This is a genomic window from Priestia sp. D3YE.R1 (genome assembly GCF_049199565.1).
GTDB lineage: Bacteria > Bacillota > Bacilli > Bacillales > Bacillaceae_H > Priestia > Priestia aryabhattai.
Genome location: NZ_JBLTHW010000001.1, coordinates 1,879,345 through 1,902,843, shown reverse-complemented (window position 1 = coordinate 1,902,843; position 23,499 = coordinate 1,879,345). Strand labels below are relative to the sequence as shown.

Annotated in this window: 20 protein-coding genes; 3 read left to right on the top strand and 17 right to left on the bottom strand. The window is 34.8% G+C overall.

What is annotated here, in order from left to right; translation table 11 throughout:
* Window positions 1-155: 155 nt before the first annotated feature.
* From ACOZIR_RS10145 to ACOZIR_RS10120, 6 genes are all read right to left on the bottom strand, one after another.
* The gene (locus tag ACOZIR_RS10145; protein ID WP_409405276.1) at window positions 156-503 is read right to left on the bottom strand and encodes a DUF2513 domain-containing protein; all 348 of its coding nucleotides are present in this window, start codon (window positions 501-503) and stop codon (window positions 156-158) included.
* Between the two features lie 76 nt (window positions 504-579).
* The gene (locus tag ACOZIR_RS10140; RefSeq protein WP_409405277.1) at window positions 580-1,431 is read right to left on the bottom strand and encodes a hypothetical protein; all 852 of its coding nucleotides are present in this window, start codon (window positions 1,429-1,431) and stop codon (window positions 580-582) included.
* Between the two features lie 40 nt (window positions 1,432-1,471).
* Window positions 1,472-2,323 carry a hypothetical protein gene (locus tag ACOZIR_RS10135; RefSeq protein WP_409405278.1) on the bottom strand — a complete coding sequence of 284 codons (852 nt, stop codon included), beginning with the start codon at window positions 2,321-2,323 and terminating at the stop codon, window positions 1,472-1,474.
* Between the two features lie 386 nt (window positions 2,324-2,709).
* Window positions 2,710-3,966, bottom strand: coding sequence for a hypothetical protein (locus ACOZIR_RS10130; RefSeq protein ID WP_409405279.1), 1,257 nt, complete (start codon window positions 3,964-3,966; stop codon window positions 2,710-2,712).
* Window positions 3,967-4,305: 339 nt separating this feature from the next.
* A complete protein-coding gene (locus ACOZIR_RS10125; RefSeq protein ID WP_409405280.1) occupies window positions 4,306-5,550 on the bottom strand; it encodes a DUF4365 domain-containing protein in 1,245 nt (414 codons plus the stop codon).
* 222 nt (window positions 5,551-5,772) lie between these two features.
* Window positions 5,773-6,138, bottom strand: a complete 366-nt coding sequence (locus tag ACOZIR_RS10120; RefSeq protein WP_409405281.1) for a hypothetical protein — start codon at window positions 6,136-6,138, stop codon at window positions 5,773-5,775.
* A gap of 416 nt (window positions 6,139-6,554) precedes the next feature.
* On the opposite strand from ACOZIR_RS10120, the gene ACOZIR_RS10115 reads away from it, so the two are divergent.
* On the top strand, window positions 6,555-7,121 hold the full coding sequence (locus ACOZIR_RS10115) for a restriction endonuclease (protein WP_409405282.1): 567 nt from the start codon (window positions 6,555-6,557) through the stop codon (window positions 7,119-7,121).
* A 322-nt stretch (window positions 7,122-7,443) separates the two neighbouring features.
* On the opposite strand, the gene ACOZIR_RS10110 is transcribed toward ACOZIR_RS10115, so the two are convergent.
* Together ACOZIR_RS10110 and ACOZIR_RS10105 are read right to left on the bottom strand one after the other, a co-directional pair.
* Entirely contained in the window at window positions 7,444-8,241 is a 798-nt protein-coding gene (locus ACOZIR_RS10110; protein WP_421535563.1) for a helix-turn-helix domain-containing protein, read from the bottom strand.
* A gap of 279 nt (window positions 8,242-8,520) precedes the next feature.
* Window positions 8,521-8,892, bottom strand: coding sequence for a hypothetical protein (locus tag ACOZIR_RS10105; RefSeq protein WP_409405284.1), 372 nt, complete (start codon window positions 8,890-8,892; stop codon window positions 8,521-8,523).
* A 444-nt stretch (window positions 8,893-9,336) separates the two neighbouring features.
* Between ACOZIR_RS10105 and ACOZIR_RS10100 the strand changes: the two genes are divergently transcribed.
* Window positions 9,337-9,981 (top strand): helix-turn-helix domain-containing protein, encoded by a 645-nt coding sequence (locus tag ACOZIR_RS10100; protein WP_409405285.1) that lies wholly within the window; start codon window positions 9,337-9,339, stop codon window positions 9,979-9,981.
* Window positions 9,982-10,079: 98 nt separating this feature from the next.
* Here the strand turns inward: ACOZIR_RS10100 and ACOZIR_RS10095 are convergent, their stop codons facing one another.
* Window positions 10,080-11,426, bottom strand: a complete 1,347-nt coding sequence (locus ACOZIR_RS10095) for a recombinase family protein (RefSeq protein ID WP_409405286.1) — start codon at window positions 11,424-11,426, stop codon at window positions 10,080-10,082.
* Window positions 11,413-11,697: an HNH endonuclease gene (locus ACOZIR_RS10090; protein ID WP_421535562.1), complete on the bottom strand. Its 285-nt coding sequence runs from the start codon at window positions 11,695-11,697 to the stop codon at window positions 11,413-11,415. Before ACOZIR_RS10090 ends, ACOZIR_RS10095 begins: the two co-directional genes overlap by 14 nt.
* A gap of 980 nt (window positions 11,698-12,677) precedes the next feature.
* Here ACOZIR_RS10090 and ACOZIR_RS10085 point away from each other — a divergent pair.
* Complete coding sequence (locus ACOZIR_RS10085) at window positions 12,678-13,802, top strand: tyrosine-type recombinase/integrase (RefSeq protein WP_409405288.1); 1,125 nt, start codon at window positions 12,678-12,680, stop codon at window positions 13,800-13,802.
* Between the two features lie 60 nt (window positions 13,803-13,862).
* On the opposite strand, the gene ACOZIR_RS10080 is transcribed toward ACOZIR_RS10085, so the two are convergent.
* The 7 genes from ACOZIR_RS10080 to ACOZIR_RS10050 all read right to left on the bottom strand — a co-directional run bounded on the left by ACOZIR_RS10080 (window position 13,863) and on the right by ACOZIR_RS10050 (window position 23,442).
* Window positions 13,863-15,095: an aminopeptidase gene (locus tag ACOZIR_RS10080; protein ID WP_045295036.1), complete on the bottom strand. Its 1,233-nt coding sequence runs from the start codon at window positions 15,093-15,095 to the stop codon at window positions 13,863-13,865.
* A gap of 143 nt (window positions 15,096-15,238) precedes the next feature.
* A complete protein-coding gene (locus ACOZIR_RS10075) occupies window positions 15,239-16,033 on the bottom strand; it encodes an IclR family transcriptional regulator (RefSeq protein ID WP_034268928.1) in 795 nt (264 codons plus the stop codon).
* A 53-nt stretch (window positions 16,034-16,086) separates the two neighbouring features.
* The gene (locus tag ACOZIR_RS10070; RefSeq protein ID WP_421535561.1) at window positions 16,087-16,863 is read right to left on the bottom strand and encodes a fumarylacetoacetate hydrolase family protein; all 777 of its coding nucleotides are present in this window, start codon (window positions 16,861-16,863) and stop codon (window positions 16,087-16,089) included.
* A gap of 108 nt (window positions 16,864-16,971) precedes the next feature.
* A complete protein-coding gene (locus ACOZIR_RS10065; protein WP_045295040.1) occupies window positions 16,972-19,149 on the bottom strand; it encodes a malate synthase G in 2,178 nt (725 codons plus the stop codon).
* Window positions 19,150-19,319: 170 nt separating this feature from the next.
* Entirely contained in the window at window positions 19,320-20,771 is a 1,452-nt protein-coding gene (locus tag ACOZIR_RS10060; RefSeq protein ID WP_045295042.1) for an FAD-linked oxidase C-terminal domain-containing protein, read from the bottom strand.
* Window positions 20,755-22,116: a (Fe-S)-binding protein gene (locus tag ACOZIR_RS10055; RefSeq protein WP_045295044.1), complete on the bottom strand. Its 1,362-nt coding sequence runs from the start codon at window positions 22,114-22,116 to the stop codon at window positions 20,755-20,757. The genes ACOZIR_RS10060 and ACOZIR_RS10055 overlap by 17 nt, the downstream gene beginning before the upstream one ends.
* The gene (locus ACOZIR_RS10050; RefSeq protein WP_052942423.1) at window positions 22,117-23,442 is read right to left on the bottom strand and encodes an FAD-binding oxidoreductase; all 1,326 of its coding nucleotides are present in this window, start codon (window positions 23,440-23,442) and stop codon (window positions 22,117-22,119) included.
* Between the last annotated feature and the right edge of the window lie 57 nt (window positions 23,443-23,499).

Sequence of the window (23,499 nt, the reverse complement as noted above, 5' to 3'; positions counted from 1 at the left end):
CGAGGTTCACTATTTCATTTTGGTAGTTCACCTGCTTTGGGATTGGTTTTTTCTTCTTCAGCCCACGTTTCAGCTTCATTTGCTTCATAATTCTTGATTGTCTCCTACCGCTGCCAGCTAATATTTTTACAGAATTCTCCTCTTCTTAAAAAAAGCTACTTAAGATTAAATTGACTTGAAGCTACTTGTTTAATTAAATCCGTCAAAATGGCAAATGAAACTGATCCCCCTTTTTCCTTCACGATCTGCTTAGTTTTATTCCAGATGTTATCATTCATTGCATTATCTAAGAAGTCGTGACCTTTCCAAGTGAGAGCATGGACTGTACATCTGTCACCATTAAAGCGTCCTTCTAGATAACCTTCTTTCCCCAGTAACCTAGTATTATATTCGATTAATTTTTTTTCATATCCATCCACTTCAATTGTAAATGCATGTAAATCATCAGCTTCATTCTTTACATAGATTAAAATTTCTCTAATTAAGTCCATACTTCTTTCCATTTATAATCCTCCACCTTCCGTTTGAAATGCCAATGGAATTCCAACTTTTATAATTATTATTTTATAACAAGTTTTTTCATTCTTGAATTGCAGTAACCTTCCCATCTTCGAAGTAAACATAACCATATAAAGTATAAATCCATTGCTCTTCTACACCGTATTCTGTGGTTGTACGGTTAATATCGTCAGGCTTACCCCATCCAGTTTTATCAATAACCTCTTCTTCAGTCATACCTATTTGAGGTTTTGTACGTTGAAGTTCATACTGTTTTTGAGCGTCTGTCAGTATTTCGTTACTCTTTTCTGTTTCTTCTTTATCAACTTCATATCGTTCTTTTAATTTCTTTCTTGCTAAACTAATTTCTTCTGCGAATTGTCCGTTATAATCATTTGGGATTTTTTCAATGTTATTGTAAGCATGTTTGTAATCTTCGTCTTCAAAATTACTCATCGCACTCATATATAAAGATAAGTAATATTCAGGTTGATATTCTTTTGTATAATTATAATCATTTGTTACAAAGTTTTTGTTTTGAATATCCTTAATTAGTGATTGTTTCAGTTGTTCTCTACTTTCCTTCACTTCTTTCGAAAATTCTCCATCGTAATCGGTAGGAAGATTAGATAGGTTAGATGTTTTGGAGAAGATCTCATCTTCTGACAACAACTTCGATATACTATATAGTTCTTCAAATTTCTGTTCATCCTTAGAATCTATCTTTCCATCTTTTTCGTATATCTGACTTTTAAGACCTTCAACTTTAAAATATTCTTTATTGCTTATATATTTTTGAGCTTGATTAATTTCTTTTTGTATTGAAACCATCTCTTTTGTGCCACTAACTTCCTTATCGCCGTTATTACACGAAATCAAAAAGCTACTACATATTATAATTGTTAGAATTAATCTCAGTATTTTACTAGCCAATCAAATAGCTCCTTTTCACCCTAGAATGCAACAAATTTTCTCAATCTTGGATCACAGTTAATTTACCATCTTCAAAATATAGGTAACGATAACCACTGTAAATCCATTGTTCTTCGATTCCATATTGAGTAGTGGTACGATTAACTTCATTAGGCTTACCCCATCGAGTAGCATTTATTACTTCTTCCTTTGTCATTCCAATTTGAGGATTAGTATTTTGAATTTTTTCTTGTTTTTCCCGAGCATCCCAATCGTCTGTCACGTCATCCGACTTTCTTTTAATTTGGGCTTTTGCAATTTCTATATCTTCTGCATATTTTCCTTTATAGGTATTAGGTATCTTTTTAATGATGTCGTAGGCATAAGTATACTCTTCCATTTTATAATTTTTCATACTTGTAAAGTATAACGACAAATAATATTCTGGTTGATAAGCCTTGGTATAAGTATAGTTATTAGTTTTAAAGTCTTTTTTTGCAAGGTCATTAATTAGAGATTTCTTTAATGCTTCTCTTTCTCGATTTAATTGAGCTTTAAACTCGCCTTTATAATTCACTGGGATGTCGCTGATGTTTGATGATTTAACATAAGTTAAATTTGAACTAAACACACTGGCAATACTATCTAATACCTTAAATTCTTCGTATTGATCTTTATTTACTTTTTCATTCTGATTATATACTTCGGTGCTTAAATCGTTAACCTTAGAATATTCTTTATCTCTAATATATTTCTTAGCCTGTTTGATTTCTCTTTGTATTGAAATTACTTTACCTTTTTGTTTTTCTTTCATAGATTCAACTTGCTTAGTACCAGTGCTATTGCTGCATGAAATTAATAAACTACTACTGATTATAACTATTGAGAATATATGTAACATTTTCTTTTTCAACCATAAAACCCCTTTTTAAGATCTAATATACTATAATAGAAACAATAAATGTAACTTTATTACTTTTTATAGTCAAAAAGTTTCAATATAAAATACGCTCTTTTAGTTAATAATAGAATGTTATAAATATATAATCTTAATGAAATCGATATATTATTAAAAGCATAAAACAGCTAGTTATTCCTTATTGTAATTACAATTGATATCAAACTACGTTGACCACCAAGAAAGGCACTAAGACATATTTCATCAAAAAATCCTACCTTCCATAAGGAGATAGGATTTTTAATGTTAGTAAAATGATTGGCTACCAAGATTATCTATTTTAGGTATTTTAGTATCAGCAGGGTTTCATGACCTGTCTAGCGATCATATTTTCCAGAAGGTTAATTGAAACCTAAACTTTCTGGAAGATCCCCACCTATATCTTCATTTAGTTTAATGTATGATTCTTTTATTGAAGGTCTCTCCTCAAATAATTCTTTTATAGCATCACCTAATTTCCAAGGTATATGTTTTGCATTAAATGTATCATTAAGAACGCTAACTCTATCACTATTTAGTCCATATATTTTCAGATAAAGACAGATAATATGCTTATTCTCCCTTGCCCAATCAAAGCTTTGTATCTTTCTGTAATCACCAAATGCTAAATCCTCAAATATTTCAAAGAATCCACTCTCCTGTAATGAAACAACATCCACTTGTTCTACTCGGAAGAAATGTGTGTCATTTACGACTGCTGAAACCCTTTCAATAGCCTCTCTTAACTCCTCCTCAGGTATCAGCTTATTTCTCAACATCGTAATAAATAATGGGTAAACTTTATAAGAGTTCCAAAACTTCTCTTTCCAAAGAGAGCGTATAAACTGTTTTTCATCCCCAAAATAAACGACCAGGATTGGTTCAGCCATTAATAATTCTAATATGAATGAACCCTTATCAACTAAAAATCTCACTGTACTATTAGAGAACTCGCCCTCAATTTTTAGCAGAGATGCCCAAAAACTTAGAACAGTATCGTCAGTTAATATATTCTTATTCTTAAAATAATCATAAATATTTTGAAGAAATTCATTATGCTCAGGTTTTTCTACTACTGTAGTAATAGATTCAATTATCTTTGTATAGTCAGCATTTCTAGGGGTTAAGTTCCAATCAAAATGAACTTTAATTTCTTCAATAAGTGATTCTTTTCCTCCATTAACTACAAACTTTGCTAGATTTGATTCAATAAAAAGCCAGAATACTTCAACATGCTGGTAACTAATTTGATTACCTTTAGCATGAGCGCAATCATTTCTTCGATCCTTCCAGTATTCATACTGCTTTCTAACCTCTTCACTAAGTAGGAATATTTCTGCGGGCTTCTTTCTATTTACTGTCTCCAATAATTTACTTTCCCAAATATCATCATTAAGGAGATCCTTTTGTATTGAATCCCAAAGGCTTTGAGGTAGTGCGCTCGGCTTTTTTGCTCCTAAAATCCTGTCTTTAAGGATTGTTTGGAAAGTCAAATAAGAGAATAACAGCGAGGCTCTGTATGCAGAAGATTTATAACATAAGATTGCCTCTTTGAATAATTCGCTTGCTTGTACAGAAATATTTTGTTTAATTAACCAATTTTCGAATGGAATTTTCATACACACTTACACTCTCCCATAATTACATTTTCCTATTGATTTTAGCACTATATGGTATATGTTTACATGGAGATTATTAAAATTTTTTAGAGAATATTAAAAAATAAAGAGTTTGTCGAATCACAGCATCTTTTTAAAAACGATTTACCTAATTTTTTTGATAAGACAAGTATACGAAAACCCTTGTTAGTACTGTATTTGTTAAATGAATACCCTCCCGTATAGCAACATTCATAAGTTAACAATTGTATGACAATCTGTAGCACTCTAGTATATTGTATAATAGGAATTCATTTCTTCTATACAATAAAAAAAGCCACTAAAGTGACTTTCCCTAAACTATTGATTAAGTATCTCATTCAACGATTTTAATTGTTCTTTTATAATTTTTAGACCCTCTCTAACATTTTCAGAATTAATATCATCAATATTATAGATTACTGTTCCAAAATTAAAGACAGTATTATTTAAAACATTTCTTAACTCAATACAGTCGTTTGGAGGATAGCCATCCTCCTTAAAGTAAACATTTTCAATATCATTGAAATTATGTTCATAAGCCTTTATGTTTTTAACATTTTTAATAAAATCTTCTTTGTTAGTTTTACCAGAGTCTAAATTGTTCAAGAGATTAAAGAATTGCTTCGCAAATTCATTTATCAGTTTCCTTTGTCTTTGAGAATAATTTAAAAATTCTGATTTTCCAACTTCTTTTGATTTTATCAAATGTAACATTGCTGTATGACTGTCAATCCATTCTATTGATACATTTTCATACGAATCATTGGAGTCTAATAACACACCAAAATCCTCACTATTTATATTATCAGAATTAGTAATTGTACGGCAAAATGGTGACCCAAAATTTAGTTGTCGTATATCATTATAGTAATCCGTAAAAATGGCTTCATATTTATGTATTAAATCTTTATACGAGTCATTAATTAATTGTTTCATAGCTTCTTTTGAAGTTGAAATCGAATAATCAACCAAAATTTTTCTTTGTAACGTCAAATAAGAATTTCTAGAATCCTCATCCTCTTTCATAGTATAGTAAAAATCTTTAACATTCCCAATTTTCCCTCTTTGAATCATTTCGTTAATACCCTTATTGCTTATATCTTCCAGTTGATCATAAAAGCTCCGATCCTCTGTTACTTCATCTACAAGTTTGAACTTTAATCTGGCTTTTGTTTGATTTCTCCAATTAGGACTATCACTATCTAGGTGCTTAAATATATAATCTTGAACCCATAACCAATATCCTTTCTCATTCCCGCTACCATCATAAAGAAAAATAAATACTGGAAAGTCACATATTTCTGCAAAACGCAAAAATTTCACAGGACAATCATATCTTACAATTTTTTTATGAACTGATATATCTGGATCTTTCTCAGACTTTAATTGAGCTTTGAAAAACTTTACAGTTGTTATATTGTTATTAAAAATTTCTACTTCAAAGTCAATATCATTATCCAAATCATTTTTTCTAAACTTCCATCCTTTCTTAATAAAAAACCTTTCTATATAATTTCTAGACAAATCCTCCATTTGCTGCTCGTCTGTATACTGTGATAACATCTTTTTACCTCTTCTCCTAAGTTTCTTTAATTAATTGTACAACATTTTTTCATTGATATATTCATAAATAATTCCTTTAACTAATAAAATCGAAATTTTATTAGTTATCACTCAATAAGATAAACATAAAGCGTTTATAGGATTTATTCACTGTAAATACTTTTAGTTTACATAAATTTTATAATTAATAGATAGACAGCTATAATATTATAATCTCTGTTATTAGTCTCTTCCCATAAATCTGTTCAGCTCCATAGCCTTGCGTATTGAGTATTCATTTAAAAAGTTATCTTTGAATTTCTTGTAACCTTCTTCTCCTAATAGATATGTAAAATATTTCTTGATAGTATTGTACTCACCTACATTTATGCCTTGTACTACAAATTCTTTAATTGGATAGTGCTGCAAATTTTTGTCATCTTTTAACGCAATATATTTTTTATAAGTTGCATTAGTGTTTGTCGAGTAGTGCTTCATTTCAACTTTTATATCAACTCGACTTTTGCTTACCTTTTTAAAATCAATTATTGCTTCTCCAATGTCATTTTTAAACGTAGACTTCTTTCCATCAAATATATAATTAACCATTTTAAATGACCTCCGATATTTATTATAACTTTGCAAGTCTCTAAGCGTGACTCTCTCCATATTATAGACTAATTCTTCATATATTTCCCATTATGTAAGAACAGCTTCGTCTTTTTTTAGCTATTCTTTCTTTGCTCTCTCCAACTCTCTCCAATATATTTCCTATTATTAATAACGCATCTAGTAGTTTACCGATCTTCATTATCTTACACCAACACGAGCAACCCAGAGCAATTCTGAGTGTCTGTGAGCTTGTATCAGCTATATTTTCGTACTTTAATCTTATTCCTTATTGCAATAAAAAACAGTTTTTCTTGTTGCAGATACGCAAGTATTAATCATACTACTTTTGACCAGGTTTATATGTGCTATAATTAAAACTTGACTTAAAAACTATATGAAGGAGGCTGAGTTTTATGGTATGGAAAGTTGTGCTTATATTTCTTGCATTTATAACATTTATTTTTACTGTAAATGTCATATTGTTTGACCCTGACAATATAATATTCCTTATCCCATTGGCAATTATCGCTATCATAACAATAGACTTTAGAATTAAAGCTAATAATAAAAGACAAAGCGAATATGAAAAAGAACTCTTACAATCTGGCATTTACCAAGTCGATTTAATGAATGGCAGAGCATTCGAAGACTACTTAGCAATATTACTAAAAGCTATGGGCTATAATGTACAACAAACACAAGCATCTGGAGATTATGGGGCAGACCTTATTTTAGCTGCCAATGGCATTAAGATAGCAGTACAAGCAAAACGCTATAGTAAAAAAGTTGGGATAAAAGCAGTACAGGAAATTTCGTCAGCAAAAAATTATTATGGTGTTAATGAATGTTGGGTTATTACTAATAATTATTTTACTGCCCCAGCTATAAATTTAGCAATTTCCAATGATGTTAAGTTAATCGACAGAGACCAGTTAGTTAATTGGATGGTGAAAGAGAAAAATAGAACACAGATCGGTTAGCCTATAATTACATAATGAAACTACTAAAAGCATCCTCATTCGATGCTTTTGTACTTAAAGTAGCAGACATATTAAGAGCTGTGAGACTATATTTGGAATTCTAATGTGTAAGAAGCCATCTGCTACGAAGTGAAAAATTGATACAGAAATATTCGCCTTCAGCATTGTGATAGTATTTGTGCAGTAACCTACACCTAAATGCATATGCTACGTTTGGAAAGAGAGAAATTGTGTTTGATGTTTATCGTAAAAGACAGCCTAAAATATAAAAAATGAGATAACCCAAGTCTGAGTTATCTCTGGTCATTACTTCTTATAATAACTATCCAAGCAATTCAGTTATATGAATGCCGTTATTCTTCGGGCGCTCTCTCTCTTTACGTTTTAAGCCTGCTGTATAATCAAGTTTGGGTGGAAGCGGCTGGTTTAAAAACTGTTCTTGCTTTTCTTTCTCATTCTTTAATTGTAGCCTTGCATCTTCTAAGTTTTCATAATTTAACCTACTTAATATAAGACCTGTTGAACCTTGAAGTAGAGTGTTAATATTAACATTTTCCATTGCATTATGAATAGCTTTTACAACGGTTTTTGATCCATATTTCTCAGTTAATTGATTTAGTTTCTTGGCTGAATTACTATTGTGTTCACCTTGATAATGAGTGAACCATTTTTCAATTTCAGCATCAGCGATGGACACTTCTTGTCTTGTTTTTTTAGATGTTTCTTTTGTATTAATATTTTTTACTTTAGTAGTTTTGACCAACGCAGCTGCATCAGCCGAGGAATAGGCTTTTAAAACCTCAGTATTAAGATAGTAATGATTTACATTTTTCTCTTTACTACCTTTTTTGTATGACCTTTTGACAGTCATCAATTCTTTTTGTTCTAATACTTGAATATGACTCTTAACGCTTCTTTCTGATTGCCCTGTAATGTTCGCAATACTTGAGATAGGAGGATAAGCGTATACGTGACCTTGTTCATCTTTCGTATTGGATTGAATACTCATATTTCTAAACGAAACTAATGCGCCGTATACAAGTGTTTCTCCTACCTTTAACCCATAATCATTCATTAAACTCACGTTAAACTTAATAAATCCTACTGTTGATTTTCCCATTGTTATGACCTCATTTCTGCTAAGTTTTATTGAGTCATAACGAATGCCTCCCTTAATAATGCCATGTTTGAAATAGAGAGATAAAAGAGAAAGGAGCGAAGCGACTAGAAGCGTTAGCGACCCTGTTTAGTTATCCTCTTATCTATTCCTCTAATTTAATTTCTCTTATATTGGGCAAATTTCACACTACCCTTTTACATTTTTTTCACTACTCCTAGTGCAACTTTTTCACTAAGGTGGTGATTATTCTGCACTACTACTTTTATAATTAATTATTAATTATATTCCCAAAGCCCTAAACCATTCATCAAGTTCCTTTTTCTCTGTACTCTCTTTCCACTCAATATGACGTTTAGCCGCTTCTTCTTTCTCTTCTTCGTAAGCCTTTCTTGTCTTGCCACCAGCTTTCTCAATCGCTAGCCACCAATTAGCATAAACATGTTCTTGCTCTTCTTGACTAGAACAAGTTATCACCATATCTGCTGGCTCTTGACGACCACGGTAGTCCCACCACGTTACACAAACATCGTTCTTTATATAGGTGTCTTTTTGAACTTCAAAGCCTGTTATTTTACAGTTATACTTAATACTGTTCTCTTGTAATGCTTGCACCATTTCTTCCATAGTAGTAAGTTCTTCTAATAGTTTCATATAGTCTCCTTTTACTCATTCATGCCTATGAGCTTTTATTAGTTTTATTTTGTAGCATGCATGTTTTTTCACGTTTTATATTGAATTCACAATACATTTTAAAGTGATTTTTGTAGTTTAAAATATACTTTATACATTTTTAAGACTCTTTGCTTATTTCGATTAATGACTTTTACTTATCGACAAAATATATATAAAGTAAGGGTAATAACTATTTTCACCTATAAGTAATGCGGCTTTTATTCTTATCGTATCGGAATTTTTAATACTGTATAGGTGTAGATAGGGTTGCTTAATTTCTTTACTTAAGAAGTGTAGCATGTTTATGCTACAGTGTAAATGATTTATTCTTATTTAATTTACAAAAGACAGTTTTATATTACATTTTTTTGTTATAATTTACGTATATTACAATTCAATTTGTTTATTTGAGGAGCTATAGATATGAATGTTAATAATTTTGGTAAAGATATTAAAGCATTGAGAACAAAGAAAAACATCGGTTCTAGAGAGTTATCTCGCCTGATTGGAAAAGCAGAAACATATATTTCTCAATTGGAGAGAGGATTAATTAAAAAACCAGATTATAATACAGCTTACGACATACTGAAGCATTTAGAATTTACAGAGGGCAATATTGAGGACTTTTTATACAATTTTTATCAGATCAAATCTCCAAAAAGAATTGAATCTGAAGCACAAGAAGTTGCTAATTGGGAGGAAAAGAGGGCGGCAGAAATTGAAGAATTGTTATCGCAGAAACAAAAAACTCCAGGTAGTGATCAAGAAGATAAAGAAAACAAATTAGCTTATAATGAAAAGATATTTGAGAGCGAATGGATGATAGAATTAATTAAAAATCTTGAGAAGAAAAATGAAGAAATTAAGATGGAACTTTCATTTAATATAAATAATAATGCACAGACTTTTGAACCTGTTATTCAAAATTTACATTTTTTACTAATATCAATGCGGAAGAATAGAGAAAATTTCAACTTTTTTGTAGGGTTGCTCGAGAATGATTTAAGTACACTAAGTAAGGAAAGTAAAGAAAAAATACTAAAAATAGCCAAAGAAGAAATTATATGAAACAAAACTAAATTAGGGTGATATATTTTCCTTTTTCATTTGAAAGAGCAGTTATGTTAACTGCTCTTCATTTTCTCTTTTCATACACAGTACAATCTTTAGATATGTTTCTTTTTATTTTTCATGTATTGCACCATATTTCTGGTTCGAAGTACGACATCATCTCTATTTTTATCCAGTTGATTTTGAACACTATCAAAAACATTAGTCTTTACTATATTTTTAAGTTTTCCTTGGACAAGAACTTCTCCTTTATATGATTTATTTCTTAATATATTGCATATCCCTCGCTGTGAAAATAGATTGCCCCTAAATGTACGATAACCATTCTGATTTAAAAATTTTTTAACGTTACTTATAGTGTTAAGAGTTAAATATTTTTCAAAAATCAAATTAATTATCTCAGCTTGTTCTCTTGTAAGAACTACATAGTTTTTATACAATTCCACTTGCTTCAAATATTTTAAAAATTCTTCAAAAGATTCTTTTTTTCTATCAAGAAATACTTCTGCATCTGTATATAGGTACTCTAACACCTTCTTAATTTGCTGCTGACCGTTTATTCTTAATTCGTATACATTATCACCGTGTGGTTTAACTTCAATTTCTCTAGTAAGTGGCAAATGTCTTTTTATTGCCACTAACATATCAGCTGTTCCTGTAAATGTAACCACATAAATGTTGTCACTTGGAGTGCTGTGTGTGCCTCTTTTAGTTGAACTTATACATCCATCACCATCATAAAAACCTCTAATGAAATGACTAAGAAACTTATTTGGCAAGATATCATTCGAAGGGAATTGAAGTGTTAATGATTTTCTTTCTGTAGCTCCTAATTCTATTAAACGTTTACACAATTTTGGACTGCTATAGAATTGAAATCTGGCATACGGAAAATTGCCTATTTTTTCACTTACACTCATCCCTTCATAAATTAAGTGATTTGACTCAATATGTTTTAAAAATTTCTTTAAATGTCCATAATCACTAGCTTTCAAAGAAAGTTGAAAGATATAGTTTCCATGATTTCTACTTACGCATCCATCAGCATAAATGAACCCTAGCCAATATGCTTTCTCCGAAGTATCAATAATATCAAAATAGCTCTCGTTACAAGTATATTTTATTTTTGCTCCGCCTTTTCGAAGGGGGACATTCATTTCCTTTAACCTAGTTATTACAACCTTCATAGATAAATTATTTTCTTCAGCAATCTCCTTTATAGTTTTGTTTTCTAAATGATAATCTCTCTTTATCTTCTCTAATAATTCGTAGGGTAAGTTTATTCTTCTTCCTGATAGAGTAATATTCATGTCGTGAAGTTTTTTATAGATAAGTTTTTTGGAACAACTCAGAGACGAGGCAATCTCTTGAACACTTTTACCAGAATTATAATCAATTTGGATTTGGTTTAAAATTTGCTCAGTAAATTCAATTTTCTTCATTTCCCTCTACTCCTAATAATACATTCTTAATATTCAGAAAATCTTCTAAATAAAGATTTCCTTTTTCTTTGTTACAATTATCACAAGCACACACTAAGTTTTCTAATTCAGTCTTACCCCCCTTTGAACGAGGAACTACATGATCTATGGTATTTCCCTTTACACCACAATACTGACAAATATGCTTATACTTTTTTAGTACGACATCTCTCAAATCAAATTGGTGAATACATGTATCATTTACAATTCCAGCTTTTTTTTCTTTTACCATGTTTATAGCTTGCTCATACGTAACGTTATAAAATACCCTTTTTTTTGATCTGATTTTTACTGTAACTTTTATGTTAGACTTTCTTAATTTATTAGTATTGAAGATATCCTTAGAGCCAATTTTTTTAAAGTATTTACAATCGTGACAATAAGACTTTCTATGGCTTTTATCTCGACCGTTAGAAACAAACCTTGAGTGATACCTCACTCTTCTACAAATAGAACAAGTTTTATATAATTTACAATATTCATTGATAAACTATCACTCTCCATAATAAAAGTCGAATTCGAATTCATATATTATAATAACATAAGTGTACAAAATGTCAAAATATAACAGTTAAACATAATTATTGCAATAACTTTTATGTCAATAATTATGTTTAACATATCTTATTATTTTAAAAATGTCTCTGTTGGATAAAATTATTATAATATACTATTATGAGTAAAGGAAACCTCTTTCCATTTCTAACCCTAAATTGGATATTAATCTAATTTCTATCGTTTTCTTCTTTAGTCATCTTTCCGTTTCTAATAATGCAATAGCGAATATTCTTTAACCTAATTATTTATTTAGAATTACTATTTAGGGTGTTATGGATAAAATAAATAGATTATATATGTGAATGTGTTAAGATTACTTATCGTGTCGGATTATGCTTTTATGTCATACCGTGTAGATATAGGTGCTATACCTTTCTACGTCTAAAGAGCATCTCAAAAATGTGGAAAACACCCCCCCTCTGTCCCTATTTACAGGAAAAGAAATGCTACGATGATTTTTATATTTGGTACTTTATAAAGTTAGTATTCATTACTCTTGCTTATTCCCTCCGTATCTTCACTTAGAGCCAAGATAATACTTCATTGATTAACCGCTTCTCTTTCTCTTTTTCTATTTCTAGTACATATATGATAAAATACTAGTAGAAAGCCTTTAATTTTATAAGCTTAAGAGCAATACAGGAGGCTCTTAAGATGCAAGGAAGTATAAAAAAAGATAAAATAACAGGTAAATATTATTTCATAGTAGATATTGGTAGAGACGAACTAACAGGTAAACGAAGACAAAAGAAAAAACGTGGTTTTACAACGAAAAAAGAAGCAGAAAAAGCTTTAGCGGTTGTACTAAATGAGTTGAACTTAGGTACTTTTATAGAGCCACAGCTTATTGATTTAGACAGCTTTATAAAGGAATGGTTTATAGAAAGACAGACTCAGCTAGCTAAAAGTACACTAAAGAACCATCAGTGCTTATATCGAAATCACCTTAAACCTAAGTTAGGTCATTATAAGCTACAAGATTTAAATCCAATCGTTCTTCAAAAGTTCACTAACAGTTTGGTAGCAGATTCTTCTCTTAGTCACAATTCTATTCGGAAGCTTTTATTCTTAATGAATCAGCTTATGAAGAAGGCACATGGTTTAAAGCTCATCTCTGAGAATCCATTAATACACGTGAATATACCAAGAGAAGTAAAGTCTGAAATGAGCATTTGGGACTTGAAGCAAGTAAATTACTACATTGCTCATGCTAAGCAAAATAGATATTACACAATTGTTCTTATGGCTTTGCTCACTGGAATGCGAAAAGGAGAAATCCTAGGGCTACGATGGAGAGATATTGATTTTGAAAAACAAGTTATCTACATTAGACAAATCTATGACGGGTATGCAAAAGAACTTAAGGTAGGGGCTAAAACAGCGTCTGGTGTACGTTCTATTCATATTCCTGATATGCTCGTTAATCAATTGAAAAAAGAACGTAAGAAAGTATTATCTAACAAACTTAAACAAGGTACGGATTATAACGATTATGACTTAGTAAACTGTACAAAGTTCGGTAACCCTTTAGATTCATCTACTTTATCGAAGAGGTTTAAGAATCATGCTAAAAAACTTGGACTACCTGTGATACGATTTCATGATTTACGTCATACGCATGTAACCATGTTGATTCAGCAAAATGTGAATGTGAAAGTTATCTCTGAACGTGTTGGACACTCTTCCATTCAAATCACATTAAATCAATACAGCCACGTCTTGCCGAGTATGCAACAAGAAGTGGCTGATAAATTGAATACCTTATTCGTTAATATGTGACCAGCTTGTGACCAATCAGAAGGTTAAGGTGGTTAAAACCCTATTACATCAAGGTTTAAATCAAAACGCCCAGTTCCCTTTTCTAAACACAGGCTCGCTTGTACCGTCAGCTTTGATGCCGTCGATGTCCATTTCAGCTGAGCCAATCATGAAGTCAACGTGGGTGATGCTGTCGTTTGCTCCGTTTTGTGATAGCTCTTCTTTAGACATCGTTTTTCCGCCTTCTAAACAGAAGGAATACGAGCTGCCGATGGCTAAATGGTTGGATGCATTTTCGTCAAACAGCGTGTTGTAGAAAATGATGTTTGACTGAGAGATTGGCGATTGATGCGGTACTAAGGCTACTTCGCCTAAGTATTTGGCACCTTCATCTGTTTCAATTAAGTGCTTTAACGTTTCTTCGCCTTCTTCTGCTTTTACATCAACAATTTTTCCGTTTTCAAATGTTAGCGTGAAGTTTTCAATTAAGTTTCCTGCGTAGCTAAGCGGTTTTGTGCTCGTTACTTGACCATTTACGCCGTCTTTTTTCGGAAGTGTGAATACTTCTTCTGTTGGCATATTGGCCATGAACGAGTTGCCGTCTTCATTCACACTGCCTGCGCCAACCCAAATATGTTTGTCAGGAAGCTCAATTGTTAAATCTGTTCCTGGCGCTTTATAGTGAAGCTTAGAAAATTTCTTTTCATTTAAAATGTCTACTTTTGTATGTAATGAAGCATTATGCTCTTCCCATGCGGCCACTGGATCTTCCTGGTCTACGCGCACGGATTTAAAAATAGCTTCCCACAGTTTTTCTTGCTGCTGTTCTTCTGGAACGTCAGGAAATACTTTAGCTGCCCAGTCTTTTGAAGGAACAGCTACAATGGACCAGCTGATTTTATCGGATTGGATTGCTTCACGGAATTTTTTCATTGCTTTTCCGCTTACTTTTTGGAACGCAGCAATACGTTTGCCGTCTACTCCTTTTAGTAAGTCAGGACCGCTTGAAATTACAGATAAAACAGCGCCTCCGTTTTTCACAAGCTCTTCTCTTGCTTGAGCTTTCCAAGCAGGAAATTCATTAAATACAGATTCATCCGCTTTTTCATATTTCAAACGAACTAAATGATCGTCATGCCAGTCTACATCAACAGACTTTGCTCCAGCTTCGTACGCTTTTTTCGCAATTTCACGAACAAAATCAGCGGAAGAAATATCGGCATTAATATTTAATACTTGCCCTTTTTGAATGTTTACACCGACTTTTACAGCCAGCTCGGCGTACTTTTCAATATTGCGCTCAAACTGTTCCATAATTTATCTCCTTTACGTATATATTCTAACAACTTCATTGTATCATGAATAAAACGCCAATTAAAAATCCTAACTTATAGTTTACATAATATAATTACGTTATTTTATAGATTATTATATAGCAAAAGTTTGTTCTCTAAGAATCAGAACAAACTTTTGTCTTTCACAGATTCAGTTTTGTAGCCGAGCCGCTCCGAAATGTTCTTGCCTATATCAACCATGCGTTCTTGAAGATATGTTAAGCGCTCATTTGTCATACGCATCGTAGCACCAGAAATACTGACTGCAGCGACGACTTGACCAAGGTGATCAAAAATAGGCGCTGCAATGCAGGTAATTCCATATTCATTTTCTTCTAAATCCAGCGCATATCCCTTTTGTTTCACTTCTGAAAGTTCTCGAAGAAAGCTTTCTTCATCTGTAATGGTGTGATCGGTATGAGCTGGTAAGCCTTTTCTTTCAAGAATGCTTGTTACCGTGTTAAGCGGTAAAAAAGCTAGGATAGCTTTACCAACGGAGGTGCAATGCATTGGTGCTCTTTTCCCCACTTTTGAATGCATGCGCAGCGTCTGATTTCCTTCTAATTTTTCAATATACACTACTTCACCTTGATCGTAGACAACAAGATGAATAACTTCATTTGTTTCACTTTCAAGTTCTTGCAAAAACGGCTTTGCTTCTGTCCGTAAATCAATAGAATCTAAAAGCTTTGAACTTACTTCTAAAAACTTATACCCAAGCTTGTACCGCCCGCTTTCTTGATCTTGTTCAATATACCCATACTGAGCAAGAGTAGTTAGAATACGGTATACGGAGCTTTTATTAATGTCCATTTGCTTTGCAATTTCTGTGACTCCTACCCCTTCTCTTTCCATGCTGACAATTGTGACAATATCCAATGCCCGGCTTACAGACTTAACCATATTTTCTCTCTCCATTTTTCTTCTCTCCTCTATGTGTCATTTTACTGCCGGGCATTTTTTTATCACTTTTATACGTTTACACGTTCTTTCTCTGCAACAAATGGATTTTGGAGAGTTCCAATTTCTCCGATGGTGCATTCAATAACATCGTTTGCGCTCACCAGTTCCGCGCCGACCGGACTTCCTGTTAAAACCACATCTCCCGGCTTATGGGTCATAACAGTAGATAGGTAAGCGATCATTTCTCCAACAGAAATAATCATTAAATCTGTCGAGCTGTTTTGTTTTTCAACGCCATTTAAAAACGCTTTTACGTGAATTGACTTAAAATCAAGCTCCGTTTCGATTACGGGTCCAAGAGGCGTAAACGAATCAAAGGATTTTCCAATGGTCCAGTGCCCGTCTTCATGAAAATAATCCGGAGCCGTTACATCGTTTCCAATTGTATACCCAAATATATAATCCCGTACGTCTTCTTTTGCGATGTTCTTTGCCTCTTTTCCAATAACAACCGCAAGCTCGGATTCAAACTTAACGTGCTTAATGGCAGTTGGAATAACAATGTCTTCGTTTGGACCAATCACAGAAGATGTGGGCTTAAAAAAGAAGACAGGAATAGAAGGCATTTCCTTTGGAAGCTCCGACTTTGCGGCTGCATAATTTGCGCCTATTCCAATAATTTGATTCGGCTCTAAAGGAGCCAAAAGCTTTACTTCATTTACTGAAAAAGTCTGTCCTGTATAGTTCCATTTCTCAAATATATTTCCTTCAATAACGCTGATCGCATCCTCTTTTAGTACACCTGTATGACGGCTATCTTGTACAGCGAACCTTACAAATTTCATGACATAACTCCTTTTCCCATTTGCTGTGTTTTAATAAGGATCGTAGGTAGTCAGGTTCTTAAGATGTAAGTACAGCCTGCCATCTCTATGCTGACAGGCCGTTTTTTTTTACTGTTTTATAGCTGCTTTTGCCTTTGCTTCGATACGGCGGCGGTGTAAAATCGGCTCCGTATAGCCGTTTGGCTGATCATAGCCTTGAAATACTAAATCGCAGGCTGCCTGAAAAGCAATAGATGTGCTGTAGTTCGATGACATTGGCTGATACAGAGGATCATTTTCATTTTGTTGATCTACTACTTTTGCCATTCGCTTTAGCGTTTCCGTTACTTGTTCTTTTGTACAAATTCCATGATGAAGCCAGTTGGCTACGTGCTGACTGGAAATACGAAGCGTTGCCCGGTCTTCCATCAGCCCTACATTATTAATATCCGGTACTTTTGAGCACCCTACTCCTTGGTCGACCCATCTTACTACATAGCCAAGTATTCCTTGAGCGTTGTTGTCTAGCTCCTGCTGGATTTCATCTTTGCTCCAATTTGGTTTTTCTGCCACAGGAATTTGCAAAATATCATCTCGTAGATCGGTAGACTGAGTAAGCAATTCATTTTGAACATCTCTTACATCAATTTGATGGTAGTGAAGAGCATGGAGCGTCGCTGCAGTCGGTGAAGGCACCCATGCCGTATTCGCTCCTGCTTTTAAATGCCCCACTTTTTGCTTAAGCATTTCGGCCATCATATCCGGCATTGCCCACATGCCTTTTCCGATTTGAGCGCGGCCTTGGAACCCGCTTGCTAACCCTACATTTACATTAGACTGTTCGTAGCCTTGAAGCCATTTAGACGCCTTCATATCATTTTTACGGATAACGGCGCCTGCTTCCATAGAAGTGTGAATTTCGTCACCTGTTCGATCCAAGAATCCAGTATTAATAAACGCCACTCGGTCTTTTACTTCTTTGATGCACGCTTTTAAATTAAGCGTTGTACGGCGCTCTTCATCCATTACGCCGATTTTAATTGTATGACGCTCAAGCCCTAGCATATCTTCAATTGAATTAAATAACGTGTTGGCAAAAGCTACTTCTTTGGAGCCGTGCATTTTCGGTTTAACGATATAGATAGAGCTCTTTTTAGAATTTTGATACGTACCGTTTTTAAGCAAAGTGTGTTTGGCAATTAAACTAGTAATTACGCTGTCTAAAATACCTTCATAGATTTCGTTGCCATTTCGATCTAAAACAGCGCTGTTTGTCATTAAATGCCCAACGTTTCGAACAAACATAAGTGAACGGCCAGACAGTGAAATCTTTTCCTTGTCGGGAGAAATATAGGTACGGTCTGGATTTAAACGCCTTGTCATGTTTTGACTTCCTTTTTTAAAAGTAGACGTCAAATCACCTTTCATTAATCCCAGCCAGTTGCGGTAAACATCTACTTTGTCTTCTGCGTCTACTGCCGCTACTGAATCTTCACAGTCCATAATCGTCGTAAGAGCTGCTTCCATTAAAATATCTTTTACACCCGCATCGTCTGTTTTACCAATCGAATCCGTACGATCAATTTGAACTTCAAAATGCAGGCCGTTGTTTTTGAATAAAAGAGCATCAGGGCTTTTTTCTTCTCCTTGATACCCTACAAATTTATCTTCTTCCTGTAACTCTGTTAAACTGCCATCGTTTAATTGAGCGACAAGCTTTCCATTTTCAAGACTGTACTGAACCACTTCTGCATGAGAAGACTGAACGAGCGGAATAACTTCATCAAGAAAACTCTTCGCAAACGCAATAACTTTTTCTCCTCGAATTGGATTATAAGAACTTGTGCGCGAAGCTCCATTTTCTTCACTGATTGCATCAGTGCCGTAAAGTGCATCATAGAGACTTCCCCAGCGTGCATTAGCAGCGTTGATAGCATACCGAGCGTTATTCACTGGTACAACAAGCTGCGGTCCCGCTTGATAGGCAATTTCGCTATCTACTCCTTCTGTACCAATAAGAAAATCTTCTGCCTTGTCTTCTAAATAGCCAATTTTCGTTAAAAACGACTTGTATTCGTTAAAGTCACCGTCAGGATTTTCTTGATGCCACGCATTAATTTGAGCTTGCAGCTGATCACGCTTTTCTAACAAACGTTTATTTACGGGTGTTAACTCGGTTACTAACGCTTCAAAATCAGACCAAAACTGTTCTGTACTTAGGCCGCTGCCCGGAAGAGCTTCCTCATTAATAAATTGATAGAGAACTGGAGCTACTTTCAGATTTCCAACTTGTTTGTAGTTTGTCACCGTCTGTTTCCTCCTCTTATTCTTTTACATTTTAAATTTGGACGCGCTTTCAATTCTTTTTGCCACAATGGTTAAGACGAACATATGCGGTGCTGTTTCTTATTACAAAACAGCGTTTTATTTTTGTTAAAAAAATCATATCATCGAGCGAATATATTTTCAAGAATTTTCTAAAAATATCCCACTTTTTTCTTTTCTTTTTTGACTTCAGCGCAGCGGCTCGGACTTGGAAAAAGCTTTCCTGCATTTAATAGATTTTTAGGATTAAATACTTCTCGTATATTCGTTTGTGCTTGAATTTCATCTTCATTAAAAACAAATCGCATTTCTTCTTTTTTTTCAATGCCCACACCGTGTTCCCCGGTAATCGTTCCTCCTACTTCTGCACATACTTGCAAACATGCGCTTCCGGCTTCGAGTGCTTTTTCAGTTTCCCCTGGCTTTCTAGCATCAAATAATACAAGCGGATGCAAGTTCCCGTCTCCAGCGTGAAAAATATTGGCAATACGAAGACCTGCTTCTTCGCTAATTTTGTTGATTCGCTTCAGCACTTGAGGCAGTTTACTTCTTGGAATAACCCCGTCTTGTACGAGGTAGTCAGGGGATATAGCTCCCATCGCCCCAAATCCTGTCTTCCGATTTGCCCACCATCTGGCGCGCTCTTCTTCACTTTCAGCTACTTTCACTTCCCGTACGTTTTGTTTTTTGCATACGTCTAAAATACGAAGGATTTGCTCTTCGATACCGGCTGAAATGCCGTCTACTTCAATTAATAAAAGAGCTTCAATATCTCTAGGGTGTCCGACTGGAAACGCAGCAGCTTCCACTCCTTCAATGGCGGTTTTATCCATCATTTCAAGCGCAGCGGGCACAATGCCGGCTGATATAATGTCTGATACCGCTTGGCTGCCGTCTTCTACCCGGTCGAAATAGGCAAGAACCGTTTGTTTGGCTTCCGGGTTTTTCAAAATGCGTACCGTAATTTTTGTAACGATTCCTAACGTCCCTTCTGATCCTGTTAAAAGTCCTAATAAATCATATCCTGGTTCATCTGGAATACCTTGCTTGCCAAGCTCAATCACATCTCCATTTGGAAGCACCACCTCTAGCCCTAAAATATGGTTGGTAGTTACTCCATATTTAAGACAGTGTGCCCCTCCCGCATTTTCCGCTACATTTCCACCAATGGTGCAGCAATACTGACTCGAAGGATCCGGGGCATAATAATATCCTTTTTCAGAGATCGAATTGGTTAATTTAAGATTAATAAATCCCGGCTCTACCACGGCACGTCTGTTTTCATAGTCCACGCTAAGCAGGCGCTTCATTTTCACTAAACTAATAACCACTTCGTTATTAAGAGGAATCGCTCCGCCGCTTAGTCCTGTGCCTGCTCCTCTTGCAAGAAAAGGCAAATCGTGTTCATTGCAGTATTTAACAATGTTAGAAACTTCTTTTGTGTTTCGAGGAAATACCACCGCTTTAGGCAAGTGTCTGTGAATGGTAAACCCATCGCAGTCGTACGCAAGCAAATCTTCTTTGTGATACAAAATAGAATGAGCATCTACTAGTTGAGAAAGATTTTTTACATGAAGATCTTTTATTCTATTTTTCTTCAACACGATGCGCTTCCTCCTCTTCTTTTTGATAGGCCCACTCTAAAAGCTGTACCGTGTGAACAATTTGCTGACTTCGTCCATATTTTTTCACTCCTACTGCCATCTGCAGCATACATCCTGGGTTTCCCATTGAAATCATTTCTACGTCATGGGGCACATTTTCCATTTTACTTTGAAGCACGGCTCCCGCCATGTCAGGGTTTGTTAAATTATAAATTCCTGCGCTTCCACAGCATCGGTCCGCGTTAGCCATATGAACCATTTCAACTCCCGGAATAGAAAGCAAAATATCTCTTGGTTCTTCTCTAACTCCTTGACCATGAGCTAAATGGCAAGCATCGTGGTACGTAATGCGCGTATGCAGCTTCGCCTGCGGAGGGCGATATCCCGTATCGTAAAGATATTTTGAAATATCCTGGACTTTTTCAGCAAAGGCTTCGGCTTTTTCAAGCCACTCTTGCTCTTCTTCTCTAAATAGTTCAGGATACTCTTTTAACATGCAGCCGCATCCCGCAGCGTTTACAATAATGGTATCGGCATGCTGAAACGCCTCTATATTTTTTTTTGCAAGCTGTCTTCCCATGTCTCGGTCTCCTGCATGAACGTGCAAAGCACCACAGCACGTCTGAGAATGAGGAATAACAACGTCGTTTCCGTTTCTTCTTAATACATTAAGAGTCGCTTCGTTAATATCGCTGAACATGACGTCCATAATGCAGCCGGTTAAAAAAGCAACTTCGGCTTTTCTTTCTGCATTTGCTTTTAGAACGCGTTCTTTTTTATATTTTTTTCGAACAGAACGGGTAATTTTAGGCATTACATGTTCCATTTCTGCTAGATGTGTTGGCATCATATTTAACATGCCTGTTGTGCGCATCATTTTTTGCATCCCGCTTTTTTGGTACAACTTTAATAAACTTCCTGCAGCTTCCAAGCGATGGGAATGAGGAAAAAGTTCCTTAAGAAAAAATTTGCTGATCATCCCTTTCCAGCCGGTCAAAGGCATTGCTTGACGAATTTGGCCGCGAGCTTCTTCAATGAGTCCGCCAACGTCTACATTTGCAGGGCAGGCAGTTGTACAGGCACGGCAGTCCAAACAGGCAAAAACAGGGTCTGTAAACTGTGCATTTACGTTTATTTTTCCTTCTGCTACCGATTTGATAAGATGAACGCGTCCTCTTGGTGAATGCTGCTCTTGTCCCGTTATTTCATAAGTAGGACAAGACTCTAAGCACATTCCGCAGTGTACACAATCCGCCCATTTTTTTTCGTCTGGCGCGTCTTTCCACAAATAGTTGCTAACGCTTTGACATGGAGCATCTTTGATATCCGCTTTCGCTGAATTCACTTAGATTCCTCCTATAAATCGTTTATAGTTAAGCACATTTTTAGCGTCCATCTTTGCTTTAATTCCTGCTAGTAACGGAAAATGAGAAGGTTTTTCCCCCCACACATTTACTTTTTGGCGCAGTATAAAAGGCAAATGTTTAACCACCACATATCCTCCGTACGTTTTAGCCGTTTCAGTAAATGAAGTGATAACGGAAAGAATGGCTTCTTCTGAGCCCTTTATGTAGACTGAGCAAAGACCGTGTCCAACTCCTCCATGTGCTTTTATCAGCATTGGAAGGGACGTTTTTAAAGCAGTACTTTTGTTTATCACGTCAAGTACATTTATATTTGGTACGCCAACTTTTAAAGTGGCTTCCGTTTCTTCTTCGGAAGAACAAAGTGCACCATTTGGACTAATGTTACTAAAAAATCCCCAGAACACCTCGGCTTCTTTTTCCTGCAGTACTTTTAAAATCGTATCAGCAGGCTGAATACTTTTGATGTAATTCTCTTGATAATGAACGGAACTTTCCACGTCTTCAAAGCTGATTACAAGCGTAAACAGATGCTGCCCTATTACATCTTCAGCTAGAGAAGGATTTAATAATTCCAAAGCAACGGGCTCTATCATGGAATCTAAGACTTTGCTAACAAAAGCATGGATTTCTTCGATATTGCCCCTTGAAAACGAAAGAAAAAGAACGCTTTGATACTTAGGCAGCGGACGCAGCTTTAACGTTACTTCTGAAATAACGCCGAGCGTTCCCATTGAACCAATAAACAGCTTATTCATATCATAGCCAGCCACGTTCTTGACGACTTTTCCGCCTGAACGAACAATGGTTCCATCTGAATATACGACTCTCATACCGATTACTGCATCTCGCGCTGATCCATAACACAAGCGCTTTGGACCACTTTCATTCGCTGCAATAACTCCGCCGATTGTAGCGTAGTCTCTTAGAGCTGGATCAAGTGAAATTTGCTGGTTGTACGTTTTTAAATACGTTTGCAGCTCTTCAAACGGCGTACCAGCTTTTACAGTAACTGTCATATCACCTACTGTATGTTCAACAATTCCGCTGTATTCAGTCAGCGAAAGCAAAAGGTCTACTGTATCTATAAGTCCGCCAAACCCTTTTTTTGTACCGTTCCCTTCAATGACGACTTTTTTTCCGTGTTCCGCCGCATACTTTAAAACGGCTGCTATTTCTTGTTCTGAAGTTGGCTTAACATGAAGGGATCCGTTATTTCCAAGGAAGTGATTCATATGCTGTTCTTCAAGTGTGGAAGGATGAGATAAAATGGATTTTAAATGACCTGGAAGCTTCAACGTACTCAATAAATTGACTCCTCTCGTTTTGTAATAGCAAACACCGTTTCACTAATAACATAAAGA